The sequence below is a fragment of the Pseudomonas sp. v388 genome, from assembly GCF_003935425.1.
Lineage (GTDB): Bacteria > Pseudomonadota > Gammaproteobacteria > Pseudomonadales > Pseudomonadaceae > Aquipseudomonas.
This window is the reverse complement of the sequence record NZ_RHQN01000008.1, coordinates 279,208-296,073: the sequence shown is the minus strand read 5'-3', so window position 1 is coordinate 296,073 and position 16,866 is coordinate 279,208. Positions and strand designations below refer to the sequence as shown.

Sequence of the window (16,866 nt, the reverse complement as noted above, 5' to 3'; positions counted from 1 at the left end):
CCGCCATGAACACGCCTCTCCAAGCCCCGCCCGATCAGGACCCGCCTGACGACAAGCCGCCAACATTCTGGCAGATGGTGCACAGCGTCCTCGCCGCCGCCCTCGGCGTGCAAAGTCACAAAAACCGCCAGCGGGACTTCACCCACGGCAAGCCCGTGCATTTTCTGTTGCTGGGCTTGCTGTTTACGGTGCTGTTCGTGCTGGTTTTGATCGCGGTGGTGTGGCTGGTGGTGGATATGGCTGGGGTGTGATGGACGCGCAGGAGCCAGCCTGCTGGCGACGATGCCGCAATGAACGCAGCAAGTATCTTGCCCGAAGGAAAGCATTCGCCTGCAAGCCAGCTCCTACAGGGACCGGGACGCCTTCACCACCTGTTCAGCGGCAAATCCTACTGCCCGCTGATCCAGAACACCGCACCTCCCACCACCAGCACGATAATGAAGAAAATGGCCCAGGCATCGACATGACTGTCAGGTTTGGTAATTTTCGGGTGCTTGCTCATTGCATCGCCTCTTGTCTGTCTTATAGGTGATTGCATACGAAGGGGTTCTCGGATCCGTGCCCGGATGCGACCTGCCCCCAGTAAAGACCAGCCTTGCCCACACGGCAAGCAGGGACAAATCCGGGCGGCGGATTGCTTATCGCTTTTAGCGATTTGCATATATATAAACATCACTTTTACCGATAACGGCAAGCTGGTATCTTCGCCACCGCTCCGCAAGGAGTGCGCGACCGTGCGCGCAGAATTGCTGGATGTCGCAAGGGCCTGGAGCGAGTTGCACAGCATCCACCGCCCCTTGCCTCATGACGAAGCCTGAGAACAGGACCTATATGTACGTATACGACGAGTACGATCAGCAGATCATCGAGGACCGCGTCAGGCAGTTCCGTGATCAGACCCGACGCTACCTGGCAGGCGAGCTGAGCGAAGAAGAGTTTCGACCGTTGCGCCTGCAAAACGGTCTTTATGTCCAGCGTTTCGCCCCGATGCTGCGGGTCGCCGTGCCCTATGGCCAACTGACCTCGCGCCAGACGCGCATGCTGGCCAAGGTCGCCCGGGACTACGACAAGGGCTATGCCCATATCAGTACCCGCCAGAACGTCCAGTTCAACTGGCCAGCGCTGGAAGACGTGCCCGACATTCTCGCCGAACTGGCCACCGTGCAGATGCACGCGATCCAGACCAGCGGCAACTGCCTGCGCAATGTGACCACCGATCAGTTTGCCGGCGTTGCCGCTGACGAGCTGGTGGACCCGCGCCCATGGTGCGAGATCGTGCGTCAGTGGACGACCTTCCACCCGGAATTCGCCTACCTGCCGCGCAAGTTCAAGATCGCGATCAACGGGGCGAGCACCGACCGTGCGGCCATCGAAGTCCACGACATCGGCCTGGAACCCCTGCACAACGCCGCCGGCGAGCTGGGTTTCCGTGTGCTGGTCGGTGGTGGCCTGGGCCGTACCCCGGTGGTCGGCTCGTTCATCAACGAGTTCCTGCCGTGGCAGGACCTGTTGAGCTACCTCGACGCGATCCTGCGCGTGTACAACCGCTACGGCCGTCGCGACAACAAATACAAGGCCCGGATCAAGATTCTGGTCAAGGCGCTGACGCCTGAAGTCTTCGCCGAAAAGGTCGAGGCGGAAATGGCCCACCTGCGTGGCGGCCAGACCACCCTGACCGAAGCCGAAGTCCAACGCGTCGCCAGGCACTTCGTCGACCCCGAGTACAAGCAGCTGGCCGACCAGCACGCTGAACTCGCGGCCCTGGATGCCCAGCATCCAGGCTTCGCCCGCTGGCGCCAGCGCAATGTCCTGGCGCACAAGAAGCCGGGCTACATTTCCGTGACCCTGTCGCTCAAGCCCACCGGCGTGGCACCGGGTGACGTCACCGACAAACAGCTGGACGCCATCGCCGACCTGGCCGACCGCTACAGCTTCGGCCAGCTGCGCACGTCCCACGAGCAGAACATCATTCTGGCGGACGTCGAGCAATCCCGGCTGTTCACGCTGTGGGGCGAGCTGAAGGAAAACGGCTTCGCCACGCCGAACATCGGCCTGCTGACCGACATCATCTGCTGCCCGGGCGGTGATTTCTGCTCCCTGGCCAATGCCAAGTCGATCCCGATTGCCGAATCCATCCAGCGCCGCTTCGACGACCTGGACTACCTGTTCGACATCGGCGAGCTGGACCTGAACATTTCCGGTTGCATGAACGCATGCGGTCACCACCATGTCGGCCATATCGGCATTCTCGGCGTGGACAAGAAAGGCGAAGAGTTCTATCAGGTGTCGCTGGGCGGCAGTGCCAGCCGTGACGCGAGCCTGGGCAAGATCCTCGGCCCGTCCTTCGCCCAGGACGCCATGCCGGACGTGATCGAGAAGCTGATCGACGTGTACGTTGAAAAACGTACCGAGGACGAGCGTTTCATCGACACTTACCAGCGTATTGGCATCGACCCTTTCAAGGAGCGCGTCTATGCAGCGAATCATTAAGAACAACGAGGTCATCGACGAGACCTGGCACCTGCTGCCCAAGGACACGACCTTCGACAGCCTGTCCAACTGCGACGACCTGATCGTGCCGCTGGCGCTATGGCGCGAGCATGGGCACGCGCTCAAGGCCCGCGACGGCGGCCTGGGCGTGTGGCTGGACAGCGATGAGGAAGCCGAGGAAATCGGCGATGACGTGGACCAGTTCCAGGTCATCGCCCTGAACTTCCCCGCCTTCACCGACGGCCGCAATTTCTCCAACGCCCGCCTGCTGCGCGACCGCTACGGCTTCAAGGGCGAACTGCGGGCCATTGGCGACGTCCTGCGCGACCAGCTGTTCTATATGCGCCGCTGCGGTTTCGACGCGTTCGCCGTGCGCCCCGACAAGGACCCGTACGAAGCGCTGGAAGGCCTCAAGGATTTCTCGGTGACCTACCAGGCCGCCGCCGACGAGCCTTTGCCGCTGTTCCGCCGCCGTTGACTGGGCAGTAACAAAAAGCCCGGGCCTTCAATGAAGGTCCGGGCTTTTTTGTGCGTCGCGATATCTGCCTTCGCGGGCAAGCGCGCTCCTACAGGCGGTGGGTTTACCAGAACCGCTGCTGGCTCAACCGCCCCCACACTCTGGACAGCACGCTGTCAGCCGTGGTCGCGGCGGCCATGCCCATGCGCTCTTGCAAGCTCTTGCGCTGCACGTAGTGCAGATGGAACACGTCCGCTTGTTTGGCCCGCTCGGCCAGGTATTCGTCGCTGGTCTTGAGTTCGTCGACCAGTTGCTTCTCCAGCGCGGCCATGCCCAGCCAGACTTCGCCGGTGGCCACTTCATCGATAGACAACTGCGGGCGATAGCTGGAGACGAAGCGCTTGAACAGGTCATGGGTGATGTTCAGGTCTTGCTGGAATTTCTCGCGGCCCTTCTCGGTGTTTTCGCCAAACACGGTCAGGGTGCGCTTGTATTCACCGGCAGTCAGGACTTCGACATCGATGTCATGCTTCTTCAACAAGCGGTTGACGTTGGGCAACTGCGCGACCACGCCAATGGAACCAAGAATCGCGAACGGCGCGCTGATGATGCGATTGCCGATGCAGGCCATCATGTAGCCGCCGCTGGCCGCCACCTTGTCGATGCAAATGGTCAGTGGAATGCCCGCTTCACGAATCCGCGCCAGTTGCGAGGACGCCAGGCCGTAGCTGTGCACCATGCCACCGCCGCTTTCCAGGCGCAGGACCACTTCGTCCTTGTCGGTGGCCAGGGTCAGCAAGGCGGTGATTTCGTGGCGCATGCTTTCAGTGGCAGATGCCTTGATGTCCCCGTTGAAATCCAGCACGTAGACGCGGGATTTGGGCTCAGCGTGCTTTTTGTCTTTCTTGAGCGCCTTGCCCTGCTCCTTGCGCAGTGCCTTGAGCCGATCCTTGTCCAGCAGCGACTGTTCCAGGCGCTCGCGCAGGCCTTTATAGAAATCGTTGAGACGGGTCACCTGCAATTGCCCCGCCGTGCGGCGACGCCCTTTGCCGCGCATCGACGCGATGGCAACCAGCACGGCGACGATGGCGATCACCAGCGTGACGGTCTTGGCCAGAAAACTTGCGTAATCGGCGATGAAATTCACAAACACTCCTCACTTGCGTTGCGCCCTTACCAGACAAGGGCTGCGATGCCGCCAGCATACCGAGGCGTCCTGCCGATCACCAGCGGCGCGCCATGACGGGATGTTAAACGCTGATTTCAAACGCCCGTATGTTTTTTCATTGACAGTTCCCCGGCATCAGCCATAACCTCGCCGGACCTTCAACGTACCGGGATGAACGGACGTGGGCAGCATCTACCTCATACGACATGGCCAGGCCTCCTTTGGTGCCGACGACTACGACGTGCTTTCGCCCGTCGGCATTCGTCAGGCCCAGGTGCTCGGGGCGCATCTGGTGGAACTGGGCATGACCTTCGACCGTTGCCTGTCCGGTGACCTGCGCCGCCAGAAAGACACCGCCGGGCATGCGCTGGCACAGTTCAGCCAGGCGGGTCACGCCACCCCCGTGTTGCAGATCGACAGTGCTTTCGATGAATTCGACGCCGAAGGCGTGGTACGCGGGCTGATTCCGGCCATGCTCGACGACGAGCCCGAAGCGCTGAACATCCTGCGCAACATGGCCGACAACAGCGCCGAGTTCCAGCGCCTGTTCGCCTTGATCATCGCCCGCTGGCTAAGTGGCGAACACGACACCCTCGGCTTGCAGAGCTGGCGGGGGTTCGTGGCGCGGGTCCAGGCCGGCCTGCAACGAATCATCGACAGCGCCGGTGAGCACGAGCGCATCGCCGTGTTCACCTCCGGCGGCACCATCACCGCCCTGCTCCATCTCATCACCGGCATGCCCGCCCAGCAGGCATTCGAATTGAACTGGCATATCGTCAATACTTCGCTGCATCGGCTCAAGTTCCGCAACAGCGAAGTGTCCCTGGCTTCCTTCAACAGTTACACCCATTTGCAACTGCAGAAGGCGCCGGAGCTCATCACTTATCGCTGAGCCCGGCCAATCGCGTCCGAAGGATGCAAGCAATCATCACCACAGTGCTCTCTAAAAGGATCGACACATGAGTTCAGTAGACCAAGCCGTGCAAGCCATGCAAGCCAAGTTCAACCCAGCCGCGGCCACCGGCCTGGACCTGATCTTCGGTTTCCATATCACCGATGAAGACAAGCATTACGCGCTGATCGTCAAGGACAACGCCTGCCAGCTCCAGGAAGGCGAAAACCCTGACGCCAGCGTGACACTGATCATGGACAGCACCACCCTCAAGGGCATCGTCAGCGGCGAAACCGACGGCATGCAGGCGTTCATGGGCGGCAAGCTGCGCGCAGAAGGCAACATGATGCTGGCCATGAAGCTGAGCGAACTGTTCCCGGTGTAACGCTCCACCGCCGATGCTGCGCACAACAGAACCGAAGCCTGTCCATGACGGCTTCGGTTTTTTTTGGCCAGCGTTCAGGCGCGGAAGCGGATCGGCATCAGGACCGATGATCCTGCGGCAACACGCTAGGCTATAACGCGATCCCGGAGTTGTTCGGCGCCGGGCACGTCATTAGATTAGTCAATGATGAGTGCACACAATAATAAGCAAAAGGGACCCGCATGACGCTTACCGACCAGTCCACCGATGTCCGTGCCGGCGAAGAACTGGACGCTTCTCTGATCGACAGCTACCTGAAGGCGCATGTCGGCGGGCTCAGTGGCAGGCCGCTGATCAGCCAGTTTCCCGGCGGTGCGTCGAATCTGACCTATCTGATCCAGTACCCTGAGCGAGAGCTGGTGCTGCGTCGCCCGCCGTTCGGCCACAAGGCCAGATCCGCCCACGACATGGGCCGCGAGTTCCGCATTCTCAACGGTTTGAAGGAAGCCTTTCCATACTGCCCACGCGCATTGGTCCATTGCGCCGATGAAAGCCTGATCGGCTCACCGTTCTATGTCATGGAGCGACTCCAAGGCATCATTCTGCGTTCCGACCTGCCGCCCGAACTGCAGCTCGATGCCCCGCACACCGAAGCACTGTGCAAGAACTTCATCGACCGCCTGGTGGAACTGCATCAGGTGGATTACCAGGCCTGCGGACTGGGCGACCTCGGGCGGCCCGAAGGTTATGTGCAACGGCAGATCCAGGGCTGGACCGAGCGCTACGATAAGGCCATGACTCCGGATGCGCCGCGCTGGGACAAGGTCAAGGACTGGCTGGCCTTGCACATGCCCGCCGATCATCCCACGGCCGGCATCGTGCATAACGACTACCGGTTCGATAACGTGATCCTCGACCCTGCCGACCCGATGCGCATCATCGGCGTGCTGGATTGGGAGCTGACCACCCTGGGGGATCCGTTGATGGACCTGGGCAACACCCTCGCCTACTGGATTCAGGCCGACGACCCGGCGCCCGTGCAACTGATGCGTCGCCAGCCCAGCCATGCGCCGGGCATGCTGACCCGCCGCCAGTTCGTGGATTACTACGCACAGCGCTGCGGTATCGTGATCGACAATGTCGACTTCTATTACACCTATGGTCTGTTTCGCCTGGCCGGTATCGTCCAGCAGATCTACTACCGCTTCTATCATGGCCAGACGCAGGACAAGCGTTTTGCCAGCTTCGTGCAGATGAACGCTTTGCTGGAACACATGAGCCTGCAGGTCATCGCCCGCTCCAGCCTCTGACCCGAACCCTCCAACTCTGTAAGGAACCGCTATGTCCCGGACCGAACTGTTCGACCTCGACGGCAAGATCGCCCTGGTTTCCGGCGCCAGCCGCGGCATCGGCGAAGCCATCGCCAGATTGCTCGCCCGGCAGGGTGCCCATGTGATCGTTTCCAGCCGCAAGGTCGAGAGCTGCCGGCATGTGGCCGACGCCATCATTGCCGACGGTGGCCAGGCCACCGCAATGGCCTGCCATATCGGCGAGACGGAGCAGATCGTCAGCACCTTCGAACAGATCCGCCAGCAGTTCGGGCGCCTGGACATTCTGGTCAACAACGCCGCGACCAATCCGCAATTCTGCAACGTGCTGGACACCGACCCGAGCGCTTTTCAGAAAACCGTCGATGTGAATATCCGTGGTTATTTCTTCATGTCGGTGGAAGCCGGCAAGCTGATGCGCGACAACGGCGGCGGCAGCATCATCAACGTTGCCTCGATCAATGCCGTTTCACCGGGCGCGTTCCAGGGCGTGTACTCCATGACCAAGGCGGCCGTGGTCAACATGACCAAAGTGTTCGCCAAGGAATGCGCCGGCTTCGGCATTCGCTGCAACGCGTTGCTGCCGGGCCTGACCGACACCAGGTTCGCCTCGGCGCTGGTCAAGAACGAGGCGATCCTCAACCTGGCACTGACGCAGATCCCCCTCAAGCGCGTGGCCGAACCGGACGAAATGGCCGGTGCGGTGTTGTACCTGGCGAGCGCGGCATCCAGTTACACCACCGGGGTTGCACTGAATGTGGATGGCGGTTTTCTGTCCTGATCCGGTATTTCAATACGACCTCCGTAGGGCCCTGGCAACTTCCTGCAATATACCCGCAAGGGTAGAATGCGCGACCTTCGGGCAGCCATTCTGCCCCTCAGCCGATAAGCCCTGCCGACCATGCCTTTCGAATTGAGCGTCGACCTGACCACCCTTGCCATTCTCGCTGTCGTCGCCTTCGTGGCCGGTTTCATCGACGCCATTGCCGGAGGTGGCGGCCTGCTGACCACACCGGCGCTGATGACCGCCGGCCTGCCGCCGCACATGGTGTTGGGCACCAACAAGCTCAGCTCCACCTTCGGCTCGGCCACGGCGGGCTACACCTTCTACCGGCGCAAGCTGTTCCATCCACGCCAGTGGGTGCATGCGTTGGTGGGGACCGCCGTCGGCGCACTGATCGGCGCGGTGGTTGCCCATTACCTGCCCGCCGAGTGGCTGAACCAGATGCTGCCGGTGATCGTGTTCGGTTGCGGGTTGTATCTGTTGTTCGGCGGCACGCCCAAAGCGCCGCTGGACAGCAATGCACCGATCAAGAAGAAATGGCAGTTGCCTCAGGGCCTGACCCTGGGCTTTTACGACGGCGTGGCCGGGCCGGGCACCGGCGCGTTCTGGACCGTCAGCACCCTGTTGCTGTACCCGGTGGATCTGGTGAAGGCCAGCGGCGTGGCGCGCAGCATGAACTTCGTCAGCAACGCCATGGCGCTGTCGGTGTTCATGTTTTCCGGTCAGGTGGATTACATCATCGGTCTGAGCATGGGCGTAGCGGTGATGCTCGGCGCCTATTTCGGCGCCGGCACTGCGATCAAGGGCGGTGCCAGGTTCATCCGCCCGGTGTTCATCACCGTGGTGCTGGGCCTAACCGTGCGCCTGGCCTGGCAGCACTGGTTCGGGGGCGCCTGAGCGCTGCGCCAGATAGCTTTCGATCAGGTAACGGGCAATCGAGCGGTTGGCCGGTAGCGGCGGCAGGTCATCGATGCGGAACCAGCGCGCATCTTCGATTTCGTCCGCCTGGGGCACGATCTCGCCGCTTTCGTACTCGGCATGAAAGCCCAGCATCATCGAATGCGGAAACGGCCAGCACTGGCTGCCCATGTACTTGAGGTTGCGCAGCCGCACCTGGACTTCTTCCATGACCTCACGGCGCACGCAGTCCTCGGCCGATTCCCCCGGCTCGGCAAAACCGGCCAGCGTGCTGTAGACGCCCGGCACGAAGCGCGGCGAACGGGCCAGCAGGATCTCGTCGCCACGGGTGATGAGCACGATCATGCTTGGTGAAATCCGCGGATAGAACCGCAGGTTGTCGACCTCGCAATACATCGCCCGCTCACCGGCGATCTGCACGGTGGGTCGGCCGCAGGCGCCGCAGAACCGGTGTTCCCGCGCCCAGGTGCTGATTTGCGCCGCGTAGCCGAGCATCTCGAACACGACGAATTCGCCTTCGAGCATGAACTGGCGCAGGCCCTGCCACACGCAGCCCTCCACCGAGCCCGGGCTGTCCAGCACCAGCAGGTAGACCGGCTCGCCATCGAAATGGCCGATGCCATGCTCGCTCTGCACCGGCAGGTCCAGGCCTTTGAGCCAGTGCCGGGGAAACAGCACGCCCTGGCTGTCCAGCAGGAAACCCTGCTGGCTGTAGACCACGGCCATACCGCCGCTGACCTGAGGGTCGAGTACAGCGGTCGTCCAACGCTCCGGGCGTGTCATGGAAAAGCTCCTTTGCCTGCACGCGTGAAACGTGTCATTCAGTTATCGAATACCGGTTTCTGCTTGTTCATGTGTGCAGTCACCGCAATCTTGAGGTCGGCCGATTGCAGCATGGCTGCGTTCCAGATGGCAACCTGCTCCAGACCATCGTCCACCCGGTGATCGCGCATGTAGGCGATCATCTGCTTGGTGCCCTCGATGGCGATCGGCGATTTACCGGCAATTTCACGGGCAATCTCCAGGACGCCGGCTATCAACTGCGGATGATCGTTGAATGTCCGGTTCACCAGGCCGATGCGCAGTGCTTCCTCGACTTCCACCATGCGCCCGGTGTACGCCAGCTCGCGCAGGATGCCGTCGCCGATGATACGCGGCAAACGTTGCAATGTGCCGACATCGGCAGCCATGCCCATGTCGATTTCCTTGATGGAGAAGCGCGCATCGGCGGCCGCGTAGCGCATGTCGCAGGCCGCGATCAGGTCGATGGCGCCACCCAGGCAGTAACCATGGATGGCCGCGAGCACCGGCTTGCGACAGCGATCGACCGCCGTGAAGGACGCCTGCATGTCCTGGATTATCCGGCGCAGGCGCCGCGCATTGCGCCCGGCATCCTCGCCCAGGTCGCTCGCCACGGCCGCGAGCATGCCCACATCGATACCTGATGAAAAATGCTTGCCTTCACCGCTCAGTACAACCACGCGAATATCGTCGGTGCGGTCTATCCATTTGAATACCTCGATGATCTCGGTCCAAAACTCCGCGCTCATGGCATTGAGTTTTTCAGGACGGTTGAGTCGCACTTGAGCGACATGATCGGTAACATCCACGCGGAACGCTTGATAGTCGGACACGGTATCTCCTTATGACAGGTGCCGGGCTGGAACGCTGGACTATAACAAGCCGGTGAAAGCCGGCGAACCGGACAATCGGGACAAAAGCCGGACATGCCTGGCGTCCTCGAAGACCTCTGCATTGTCATGAAACTCTGAACCGTCCAGACCCTGTGAGGTCCAGTACTGAGAGCTGTGCTACCTCCAAGCCATTTGAGGGCAATACTTGGATACATCAAAAGCTGCAACCGGCATTTCGGGCCTCGACGACATCCTGGCAGGTGGTCTTTCGCGCGGGCACGTATTTCTCCTCGAAGGGCAACCGGGTACGGGGAAGACCACTGTGGCGCTGCAGTTCATGCAGGCCGGCGCGCAGGCGGGCGAGGTGTCGCTGTACATCACGCTGTCGGAAACCGACCGCGAATTACGTCAGGGCGCGCGCTCCCATGGCTGGGAGCTGGACGACTCGATCACCATTTATGAGCTCACGCCCCCTGAGCATTTGCTCAACTCCGAGCACAGCCAGTCGCTGCTCTACTCCTCTGACCTGGAGCTGGGCGAAGCGACTCGGCAGATTTTTGAAGTCGTCGAGCGGATCAAGCCGTCGCGGGTGGTCATCGACAGCCTTTCCGAAATTCGCCTGCTGGCGCAGAGTTCGTTGCGCTACCGGCGCCAGATACTGGCCATCAAGCATTACTTCAGCCGCTACGATGCAACCGTGCTGCTGCTCGACGACCTTACGACCGAGTTGCTGGACAAGACCGTGCACAGCGTGGCCCACGGCGTGATACGCCTGGAAGAACTGACCCCCAACTACGGCGCGGAACGTCGTCGCCTGAAAATCCTCAAGTATCGCGGCCAGAAATACCGTGGCGGCTTCCATGACTTCACCATCGTTGAAGGAGGCATTCGGGTCTTCCCTCGCCTGGTGGCCGCCGAACATCGCGGCAATTATGTGCGCGGCCAGCACAGCAGCGGAATCCGCGAGCTGGACGCCCTGTTGGGCGGCGGCATCGACGGCGGCTCCAGCACACTGATCCTGGGGCCATCCGGCACCGGCAAGTCGCTGATGGCGATCGTCTTTGCCGCGCAGGCCGTGGCCCGTGGCGAACGCGCCGGGTTGTTTATCTTCGACGAAGAACTCGGTCTGCTGTTCGACCGGATGAAAAAGATCGGAATCGATCTGGAGGCGCTGCAGCAAACCGGCGACCTGTTCATCGAGCAGGTCGACGCAGCCGAGCTGTCGCCAGGCGAATTCGCTCATCGGGTGCGCCATGCGGTCGATGAGCTGCAGATCAAGACCCTGGTGATCGACAGCGTCAACGGTTACCAGGCCGCGATGCCGGAAGAGAATGCGCTGATCCTGCACATGCACGAACTGCTGCTGTACCTGAACCGCAGCGGCGCTGCGACCTTCATGACCGTGGCTCAGCACGGGCTGGTCGGGGACATGAGCGTACCGGTGGACGTCACTTATCTGGCCGACACGGTCATCCTGCTGCGCTATTTCGAAGCCCTGGGCGAGGTGCGCCGCGCCATGTCGGTCATCAAGAAGCGCAGCGGCACCCACGAGCCGACCATTCGTGAATACCGGATCAGCGCCGGTGGCCTGAAAATCGGCGAACCGCTGGCCGCGTTCCAGGGCGTGCTGAGCGGCGTGCCCCGTTATCAGGGTGAAAGCAAACCCCTGATGTCGGATGACGATCTGTGAACAGTCGCGGTTTGATGGCGGAACGGGCGATCATCCTCACGCCGATGGGGCGTGACAATCAGATCGCCGGGCGAATCCTGCACGAGGCCGGCTACCCCAGCCACGTCGTGGCGGATCTGTCCGAACTGGTAAAAGAGCTGGACGCCGGTGCAGGGCTGGTGATCATCGCTGTCGAGGCACTGCGCAACGGCGACATCGAGCCACTGCGGGGTTATCTGGCCGCGCAGCCGGCGTGGTCGGACCTGCCTATCGTGCTGTTGACTCATCATGGCGGCAACGACCAGACCCCCATTGCGCATCTGGCCAACCTGCTGGGCAACGTGACCTTTCTGGAACGCCCCTTCCACCCGGTCACGCTGGTCAGCCTGGTGTCGACCGCCGTGCGCGGTCGCAGGCGCCAGTACGAAGCCCGTGCGCGCATGGAAGACCTGCTCGAAGGCGAGCGCCGCCTGCAGAACGCCCTCAAGGCCGGTCGCCTGGGCTCCTGGCAGCTGGAAGCGGACGCCCTGGAGCTGTCATGCTCGGCCATCAGCAAATCCCATTACGGCCGCGAAGACCATGAGCCGTTCGCCTATCACGACTGGCTTGCGGCGGTGTATCCGGAAGACCAGCCGCGCATGCAGTCGGCGTTGCAGCGCAGCCTGGACACCGGCATCGATTACGTCATCGAGTACCGTAACGTGTGGCCCGACGGTTCGCTCAACTGGGTGGACGTGCGTGCCCGGGCGATTCTCGGCAAGTTCGGCAAAGTCCTGGCGCTGGCCGGCGTGACCTCGGATATCACCGAGCGCAAGCAGGCCGAGGCACAACTGCGCAGCCTCAACGAAACCCTTGAGCAGCAAGTGGAAGAGCGAACCTCGCAGTTGCAGCACAAGGACGAGGTGCTGCGCCAGTCGCAGAAAATGGAAGCGGTGGGCCAGCTCACCGGCGGTATCGCCCATGACTTCAACAACATGCTGACCGGTATCATCGGCAGCCTGGAGTTGATCCGGCGGCGTCTGGCACGGGGCCGCACGGCAGACCTGGACAACCTGATCGACCTGGGCGTGACTTCGGCCAACCGTGCCGCCTCCCTCACCCACCGCCTGCTGGCGTTTTCGCGCCGCCAGTCGCTGGATTCCAAGCCGGTGGAAATGAATCATCTGATCACGGCGATGGGCGAGCTGATCCGGCGCAGCATCAACGAAAACATCAAGCTGGAAATGCACCTGGCCGACCAGCTGTGGACGGCAGTCGCCGATTCCAATCAGCTGGAAAATGCCCTGCTCAACCTGGTGCTCAACGCCCGCGACGCCATGCCCGGTGGCGGCCTGTTGCTGGTCGAAACCTCCAACCAGCGCCTGGACACCAGTTTCACCAACGCCCATGAAAACCTGTTGCCCGGCGACTACGTGCTGCTGAGCGTCAGCGACACTGGCAGCGGCATGCCGGAAAGCGTGATCAATCGCGCGTTCGACCCGTTCTTTACCACCAAGCCCATCGGTCAAGGCACCGGCCTTGGCCTGTCGATGATCTACGGCTTCAGCAAGCAATCCCACGGTCATGTGGCGATTCAGAGCGAAGTGGGTCGCGGCACGACGGTTCAGCTGTACCTGCCGCGCTTCCAGGGTGACGTGGTCGAAGACGAAGAGCATTTCCAGAGCAATGCGCTGCAGGCCAAGGAAGGCGAAACGGTGCTCATCGTCGAGGACGATCCGGCGGTGCGGGCGCTGGTCAGCGAAGTGCTGAGCGAGCTGGGTTATCTGTTCATCCAGGCCGAAGACGCGCTGAGCGCCATGCCGGTGCTCGAGTCGGAACAGCGTATCGACCTGATGATCAGCGATGTCGGGCTGCCCGGCATGAATGGTCGCCAACTGGCGGAAATCGCGCGCCAGTTACGCCCTGAACTCAAGGTGCTGTTCATTACCGGCTATGCCGAGCACGCCACCGTTCGCGGAGGGTTCCTCGACACCGGGATGCAGATGATCACCAAACCTTTTGCCTTCGATCACCTGACCGCCAAGGTCCGGGAGATGATCGAAGAAGTCTGAGGCCGGCGCCAGTGTCGCCGGCTCAGGCCAGCAGGTCCTGGATCTGCGAATGCAGGGTTTCCATGGTGAAAGGCTTGGCCAGGATCGGTGCCTTGGCGGCGATGGGGCTGCCCGACTCGACGATTTCCGCCGGATAGCCACTGATGAAGATGACTTTCAGCTCGGGCCGCAGCATGACAGCGGGCTCGGCAATCTGCACGCCGGAAATACCGCCCGGCAGGCGGTAGTCGGTGATCATCAGGTCAAGATGGGGTTTGGTCGCCAGAATCTCGAAGGCCTGCTCACCGTTCTCGGCTTGCAACACCCGATACCCTTCGCCCGACAGGTAGTCGGACAACAACATCAATATCAGTGGCTCGTCTTCGACGATCAGTACGACATTTTCTGCATCAGCACTCATTGAACTGCCTTTGATCTAAATAGCTGCCAATACGACCACGACCCGCATCGTAGGTTGCGCGTATTATCCGATAAATCCACAAACCTTGTAGGTTTGTCTTACAACGGCAGGCAGACCCTGAACGTCGAGCCGTTTCCAACCTCGCTTTCCACCTCGATGCGGCCGCCGTGGGCCAGCACGATCTGCTCGGAGATGAACAAGCCCAAGCCCAGGCCGGCCGCCACATGGTTGGCGGACACTCGCTCGAACTGCTGGAAAATGCGCTTCTGGTTCTCCGGCGTGATGCCGATGCCCTGGTCCGTGACCTCGACGCAGGCCCGGCCGGTCTCGGCATAGACGCGCACACTGATCGGCTTGTGTGCGCCGTAGCGCAGCGCATTGGTAAGCAGATTGGACACCACCTGCTCGATGCGGAATTCGTCCCACACGCCGATCACCGGCTCGTCGGCCGACAGGGAAATGGAAGACTCGGCCGCTGCGATCTGCGCCGCGTAGTTTTCCAGCAACTGACGGACCAGTTCACTGAGATCGAACGGATTGGTGCGGATCGACAGCTTGCCGGTGCGGATGCGCGAGACGTCGAGCATGTCTTCGATCAAGCGGATAAGGCTCTGGATCTGCCGTTCGTCCCGTTCGACCATGGCGTGCAGCTTGTCCATGGTGAACGCGGCGGTATTGTTCTTGGCCAGATGCAGCTTGCGCAGCTGGGTTTCCAGAATCAGGCCATTGAGCGGCGTACGCACTTCGTGGGAAACGATGGACATGAAGTCGTCGCGCATACGCACCGCATGTTCCAACTCGGCCTGGGTCGCCTGCAGGCGGTTCAGCAGAACTTCCTGTTCGCGGCGGCTGCGCTCCAGTGCCTCGACCTGCAACTTGACCGCCTTGCGCTGGCGGTACAGGTCGACAAAGACATTGACCTTACTCTTGACCGCATGGATATCCAGCGGCTTGTGCAGAAAATCCACCGCACCGCTTTCATAGCCCTTGAACGCATAGTTCAGTTCGCGCCCCGCCGCGCTGACGAAGACGATGGGGATGCTCTTGGTCTTTTCGGTGCTGCGCATCAGTTCGGCCAACTGGAAGCCGTCCATGCCGGGCATCTGCACATCGAGAATGGCCAGCGCGAATTCGTGCTGCAACAGCAACGACAAGGCCTCATCGGCCGACAGCGCCTTGAACACCGTGCGATCTTCGCGCTTGATCAGCGCTTCGAGGGCCAGCAGGTTTTCCGGCAGATCATCGACGATCAGCAGTTTTGCCTGGATGTCATTTAGCATGCGATTCGTTCCAGCTCGACCAGCAATTGGCCTATATCGTTCAAAGGCAGAAGGTAGTCCGGTGAATGCAGTGCCAGCGCGGCTTCGGGCATGGTGCGCGCCTGAGCCTGGGTCGGATCCTGGATCACGGTAAAACCGCCGTAGGTCTTGATCTGCGCCAGTCCTTGCGCTCCATCGTTGTTGGCGCCGGTCAGCAACACCCCGGCCAGCGCCGGCCCGTAGGCATCGGCGGCGGAGGCGAACAGAATGTCGATGCTGGGCCGCGAGTAAAACACCCGGTCTTCCTGGCTCAGGGAAAAGCTGCGGTCGTTCTCCACCGACAGATGGTAACCGGCCGGCGCGAAGTACAAGGTGCCCGGCTCGATGCTTTCCTTGTCGTTGCCCTCCTTCACCGGCATGCGCAGCCGACTGCCGAACACGTGGGCCAACTGGCTGCGGTGATCGTCAGGCAGATGCAGAACGGTAATGATCGGCAACCGGAACCCGATCCTGATGGCGCTGAAGATCTTCAACAGCGCTTCCACGCCGCCGGCCGATGCACCGACAACGATCGCCTCGACCCTGGGCAGCGGCTGTGCAGACGATTCCGGACTGAAAGATGTCCTCATGATTTACGGTAGATCCGTTCAGGCTTGACCAGGGTTTCGAACGCGCCGCTATAGGCCGAAAAATCCAGCGTTTCCTTGCTGCCCAGCGCCAGGAAGCCACGGTGGCACAGGGAGTCGTGAAACAGGCCGAAGGCGCGGTTCTGCAACTTCTTGTTGAAATAGATCAGCACATTGCGGCAGGAAATGAACTGGGTTTCGGAAAACACACTGTCGGTCGCCAGGCTGTGATCGGCGAAGGTCACGTTGTCCCGCAGCGTCCTGTCGAAGATCGCGTACTCATAGGCCGAGGTGTAGTAGTCGGAAAAGTCCCGCTGCCCGCCCGCGGCCAGGTAATTGTGGTGATACGCCCGCACGTTCTCCATGGAGAAAATTCCCTGCTTGGCTTTTTCCAGCGAGGTGGGATTGATATCGGTGGCATAGATGATAGTGCGTTCCAGCAGACCTTCCTCACGCAGCAGGATGGCCATGGAATACACCTCTTCGCCCGTGCTGCAGCCGGCGATCCAGATCTTGATCGACGGATAGGTGCGCAGCAGCGGCACCACTTCTTCGCGAATCGCACGAAAGTGTGTCGGGTCGCGGAACATTTCGCTGACCGGGATGGTGAGCAATTGCAGCAGCTGCATGAACATGGCCGGATCGTGCAGCACCCGCTCCTGCAAGGCGGAGATGGTGCTGCAATCGAACTGGCGCAGAGCATGCGAGACGCGTCGTTTGATCGACGCGCCTGAATAATCGCGGAAGTCGTAGCTGTATTTGAGGTAGATCGCCTCAATCAACAGCCGCAACTCGATGTCAGCGTTTCGATCCACGTGCATGCAGG

The 16,866-nt window shown here is 61.3% G+C and carries 17 protein-coding genes; 10 read left to right on the top strand and 7 right to left on the bottom strand.

The window, feature by feature from the left end; genetic code table 11:
* Positions 1-5: 5 nt before the first annotated feature.
* The 3 genes from EGJ27_RS19745 (at position 6) to EGJ27_RS19735 (ending at position 2,968) form a co-directional block, all read left to right on the top strand.
* The gene (locus tag EGJ27_RS19745) at positions 6-251 is read left to right on the top strand and encodes a DUF2970 domain-containing protein (RefSeq protein ID WP_125832417.1); all 246 of its coding nucleotides are present in this window, start codon (positions 6-8) and stop codon (positions 249-251) included.
* Positions 252-831: 580 nt separating this feature from the next.
* Positions 832-2,490, top strand: coding sequence for a nitrite/sulfite reductase (locus tag EGJ27_RS19740; RefSeq protein ID WP_125832416.1), 1,659 nt, complete (start codon positions 832-834; stop codon positions 2,488-2,490).
* Complete coding sequence (locus EGJ27_RS19735; protein ID WP_125832415.1) at positions 2,474-2,968, top strand: DUF934 domain-containing protein; 495 nt, start codon at positions 2,474-2,476, stop codon at positions 2,966-2,968. Before EGJ27_RS19740 ends, EGJ27_RS19735 begins: the two co-directional genes overlap by 17 nt.
* A gap of 103 nt (positions 2,969-3,071) precedes the next feature.
* On the opposite strand, the gene sohB is transcribed toward EGJ27_RS19735, so the two are convergent.
* A complete protein-coding gene (gene sohB, locus EGJ27_RS19730) occupies positions 3,072-4,094 on the bottom strand; it encodes a protease SohB (RefSeq protein ID WP_125832414.1) in 1,023 nt (340 codons plus the stop codon).
* 202 nt (positions 4,095-4,296) lie between these two features.
* Here sohB and EGJ27_RS19725 point away from each other — a divergent pair, with 202 nt between their 5' ends.
* From EGJ27_RS19725 to EGJ27_RS19705, 5 genes are all read left to right on the top strand, one after another.
* Complete coding sequence (locus EGJ27_RS19725) at positions 4,297-5,007, top strand: histidine phosphatase family protein (RefSeq protein WP_125832413.1); 711 nt, start codon at positions 4,297-4,299, stop codon at positions 5,005-5,007.
* Positions 5,008-5,074: 67 nt separating this feature from the next.
* Positions 5,075-5,392, top strand: coding sequence for an SCP2 sterol-binding domain-containing protein (locus tag EGJ27_RS19720; RefSeq protein WP_125832412.1), 318 nt, complete (start codon positions 5,075-5,077; stop codon positions 5,390-5,392).
* Between the two features lie 221 nt (positions 5,393-5,613).
* The gene (locus tag EGJ27_RS19715; RefSeq protein ID WP_125832411.1) at positions 5,614-6,681 is read left to right on the top strand and encodes a phosphotransferase family protein; all 1,068 of its coding nucleotides are present in this window, start codon (positions 5,614-5,616) and stop codon (positions 6,679-6,681) included.
* A gap of 31 nt (positions 6,682-6,712) precedes the next feature.
* Positions 6,713-7,480 (top strand): SDR family oxidoreductase, encoded by a 768-nt coding sequence (locus tag EGJ27_RS19710; RefSeq protein WP_125832410.1) that lies wholly within the window; start codon positions 6,713-6,715, stop codon positions 7,478-7,480.
* Positions 7,481-7,600: 120 nt separating this feature from the next.
* A complete protein-coding gene (locus EGJ27_RS19705) occupies positions 7,601-8,380 on the top strand; it encodes a TSUP family transporter (RefSeq protein ID WP_125832409.1) in 780 nt (259 codons plus the stop codon).
* Here the strand turns inward: EGJ27_RS19705 and nudC are convergent.
* Complete coding sequence (gene nudC, locus EGJ27_RS19700) at positions 8,336-9,184, bottom strand: NAD(+) diphosphatase (RefSeq protein WP_125832408.1); 849 nt, start codon at positions 9,182-9,184, stop codon at positions 8,336-8,338. The genes EGJ27_RS19705 and nudC overlap by 45 nt on opposite strands.
* 38 nt (positions 9,185-9,222) lie before the next feature.
* Positions 9,223-10,035 carry a crotonase/enoyl-CoA hydratase family protein gene (locus tag EGJ27_RS19695; RefSeq protein ID WP_125832407.1) on the bottom strand — a complete coding sequence of 271 codons (813 nt, stop codon included), beginning with the start codon at positions 10,033-10,035 and terminating at the stop codon, positions 9,223-9,225.
* Positions 10,036-10,240: 205 nt separating this feature from the next.
* Between EGJ27_RS19695 and EGJ27_RS19690 the strand changes: the two genes are divergently transcribed.
* Both EGJ27_RS19690 and EGJ27_RS19685 read left to right on the top strand, forming a co-directional pair.
* On the top strand, positions 10,241-11,725 hold the full coding sequence (locus tag EGJ27_RS19690; protein WP_125832406.1) for an ATPase domain-containing protein: 1,485 nt from the start codon (positions 10,241-10,243) through the stop codon (positions 11,723-11,725).
* 14 nt (positions 11,726-11,739) lie between these two features.
* On the top strand, positions 11,740-13,755 hold the full coding sequence (locus EGJ27_RS19685; RefSeq protein ID WP_371920874.1) for a response regulator: 2,016 nt from the start codon (positions 11,740-11,742) through the stop codon (positions 13,753-13,755).
* A gap of 22 nt (positions 13,756-13,777) precedes the next feature.
* Here the strand turns inward: EGJ27_RS19685 and EGJ27_RS19680 are convergent, their stop codons facing one another.
* From EGJ27_RS19680 to EGJ27_RS19665, 4 genes are all read right to left on the bottom strand, one after another.
* Positions 13,778-14,155, bottom strand: coding sequence for a response regulator (locus tag EGJ27_RS19680; protein ID WP_125832404.1), 378 nt, complete (start codon positions 14,153-14,155; stop codon positions 13,778-13,780).
* A 98-nt stretch (positions 14,156-14,253) separates the two neighbouring features.
* A complete protein-coding gene (locus EGJ27_RS19675) occupies positions 14,254-15,435 on the bottom strand; it encodes a hybrid sensor histidine kinase/response regulator (RefSeq protein WP_125832403.1) in 1,182 nt (393 codons plus the stop codon).
* Positions 15,429-16,043, bottom strand: a complete 615-nt coding sequence (locus tag EGJ27_RS19670) for a chemotaxis protein CheB (RefSeq protein ID WP_125832402.1) — start codon at positions 16,041-16,043, stop codon at positions 15,429-15,431. The genes EGJ27_RS19675 and EGJ27_RS19670 overlap by 7 nt, the downstream gene beginning before the upstream one ends.
* Positions 16,040-16,861, bottom strand: coding sequence for a protein-glutamate O-methyltransferase CheR (locus EGJ27_RS19665; protein WP_125832401.1), 822 nt, complete (start codon positions 16,859-16,861; stop codon positions 16,040-16,042). Before EGJ27_RS19665 ends, EGJ27_RS19670 begins: the two co-directional genes overlap by 4 nt.
* Positions 16,862-16,866 lie beyond the last annotated feature (5 nt).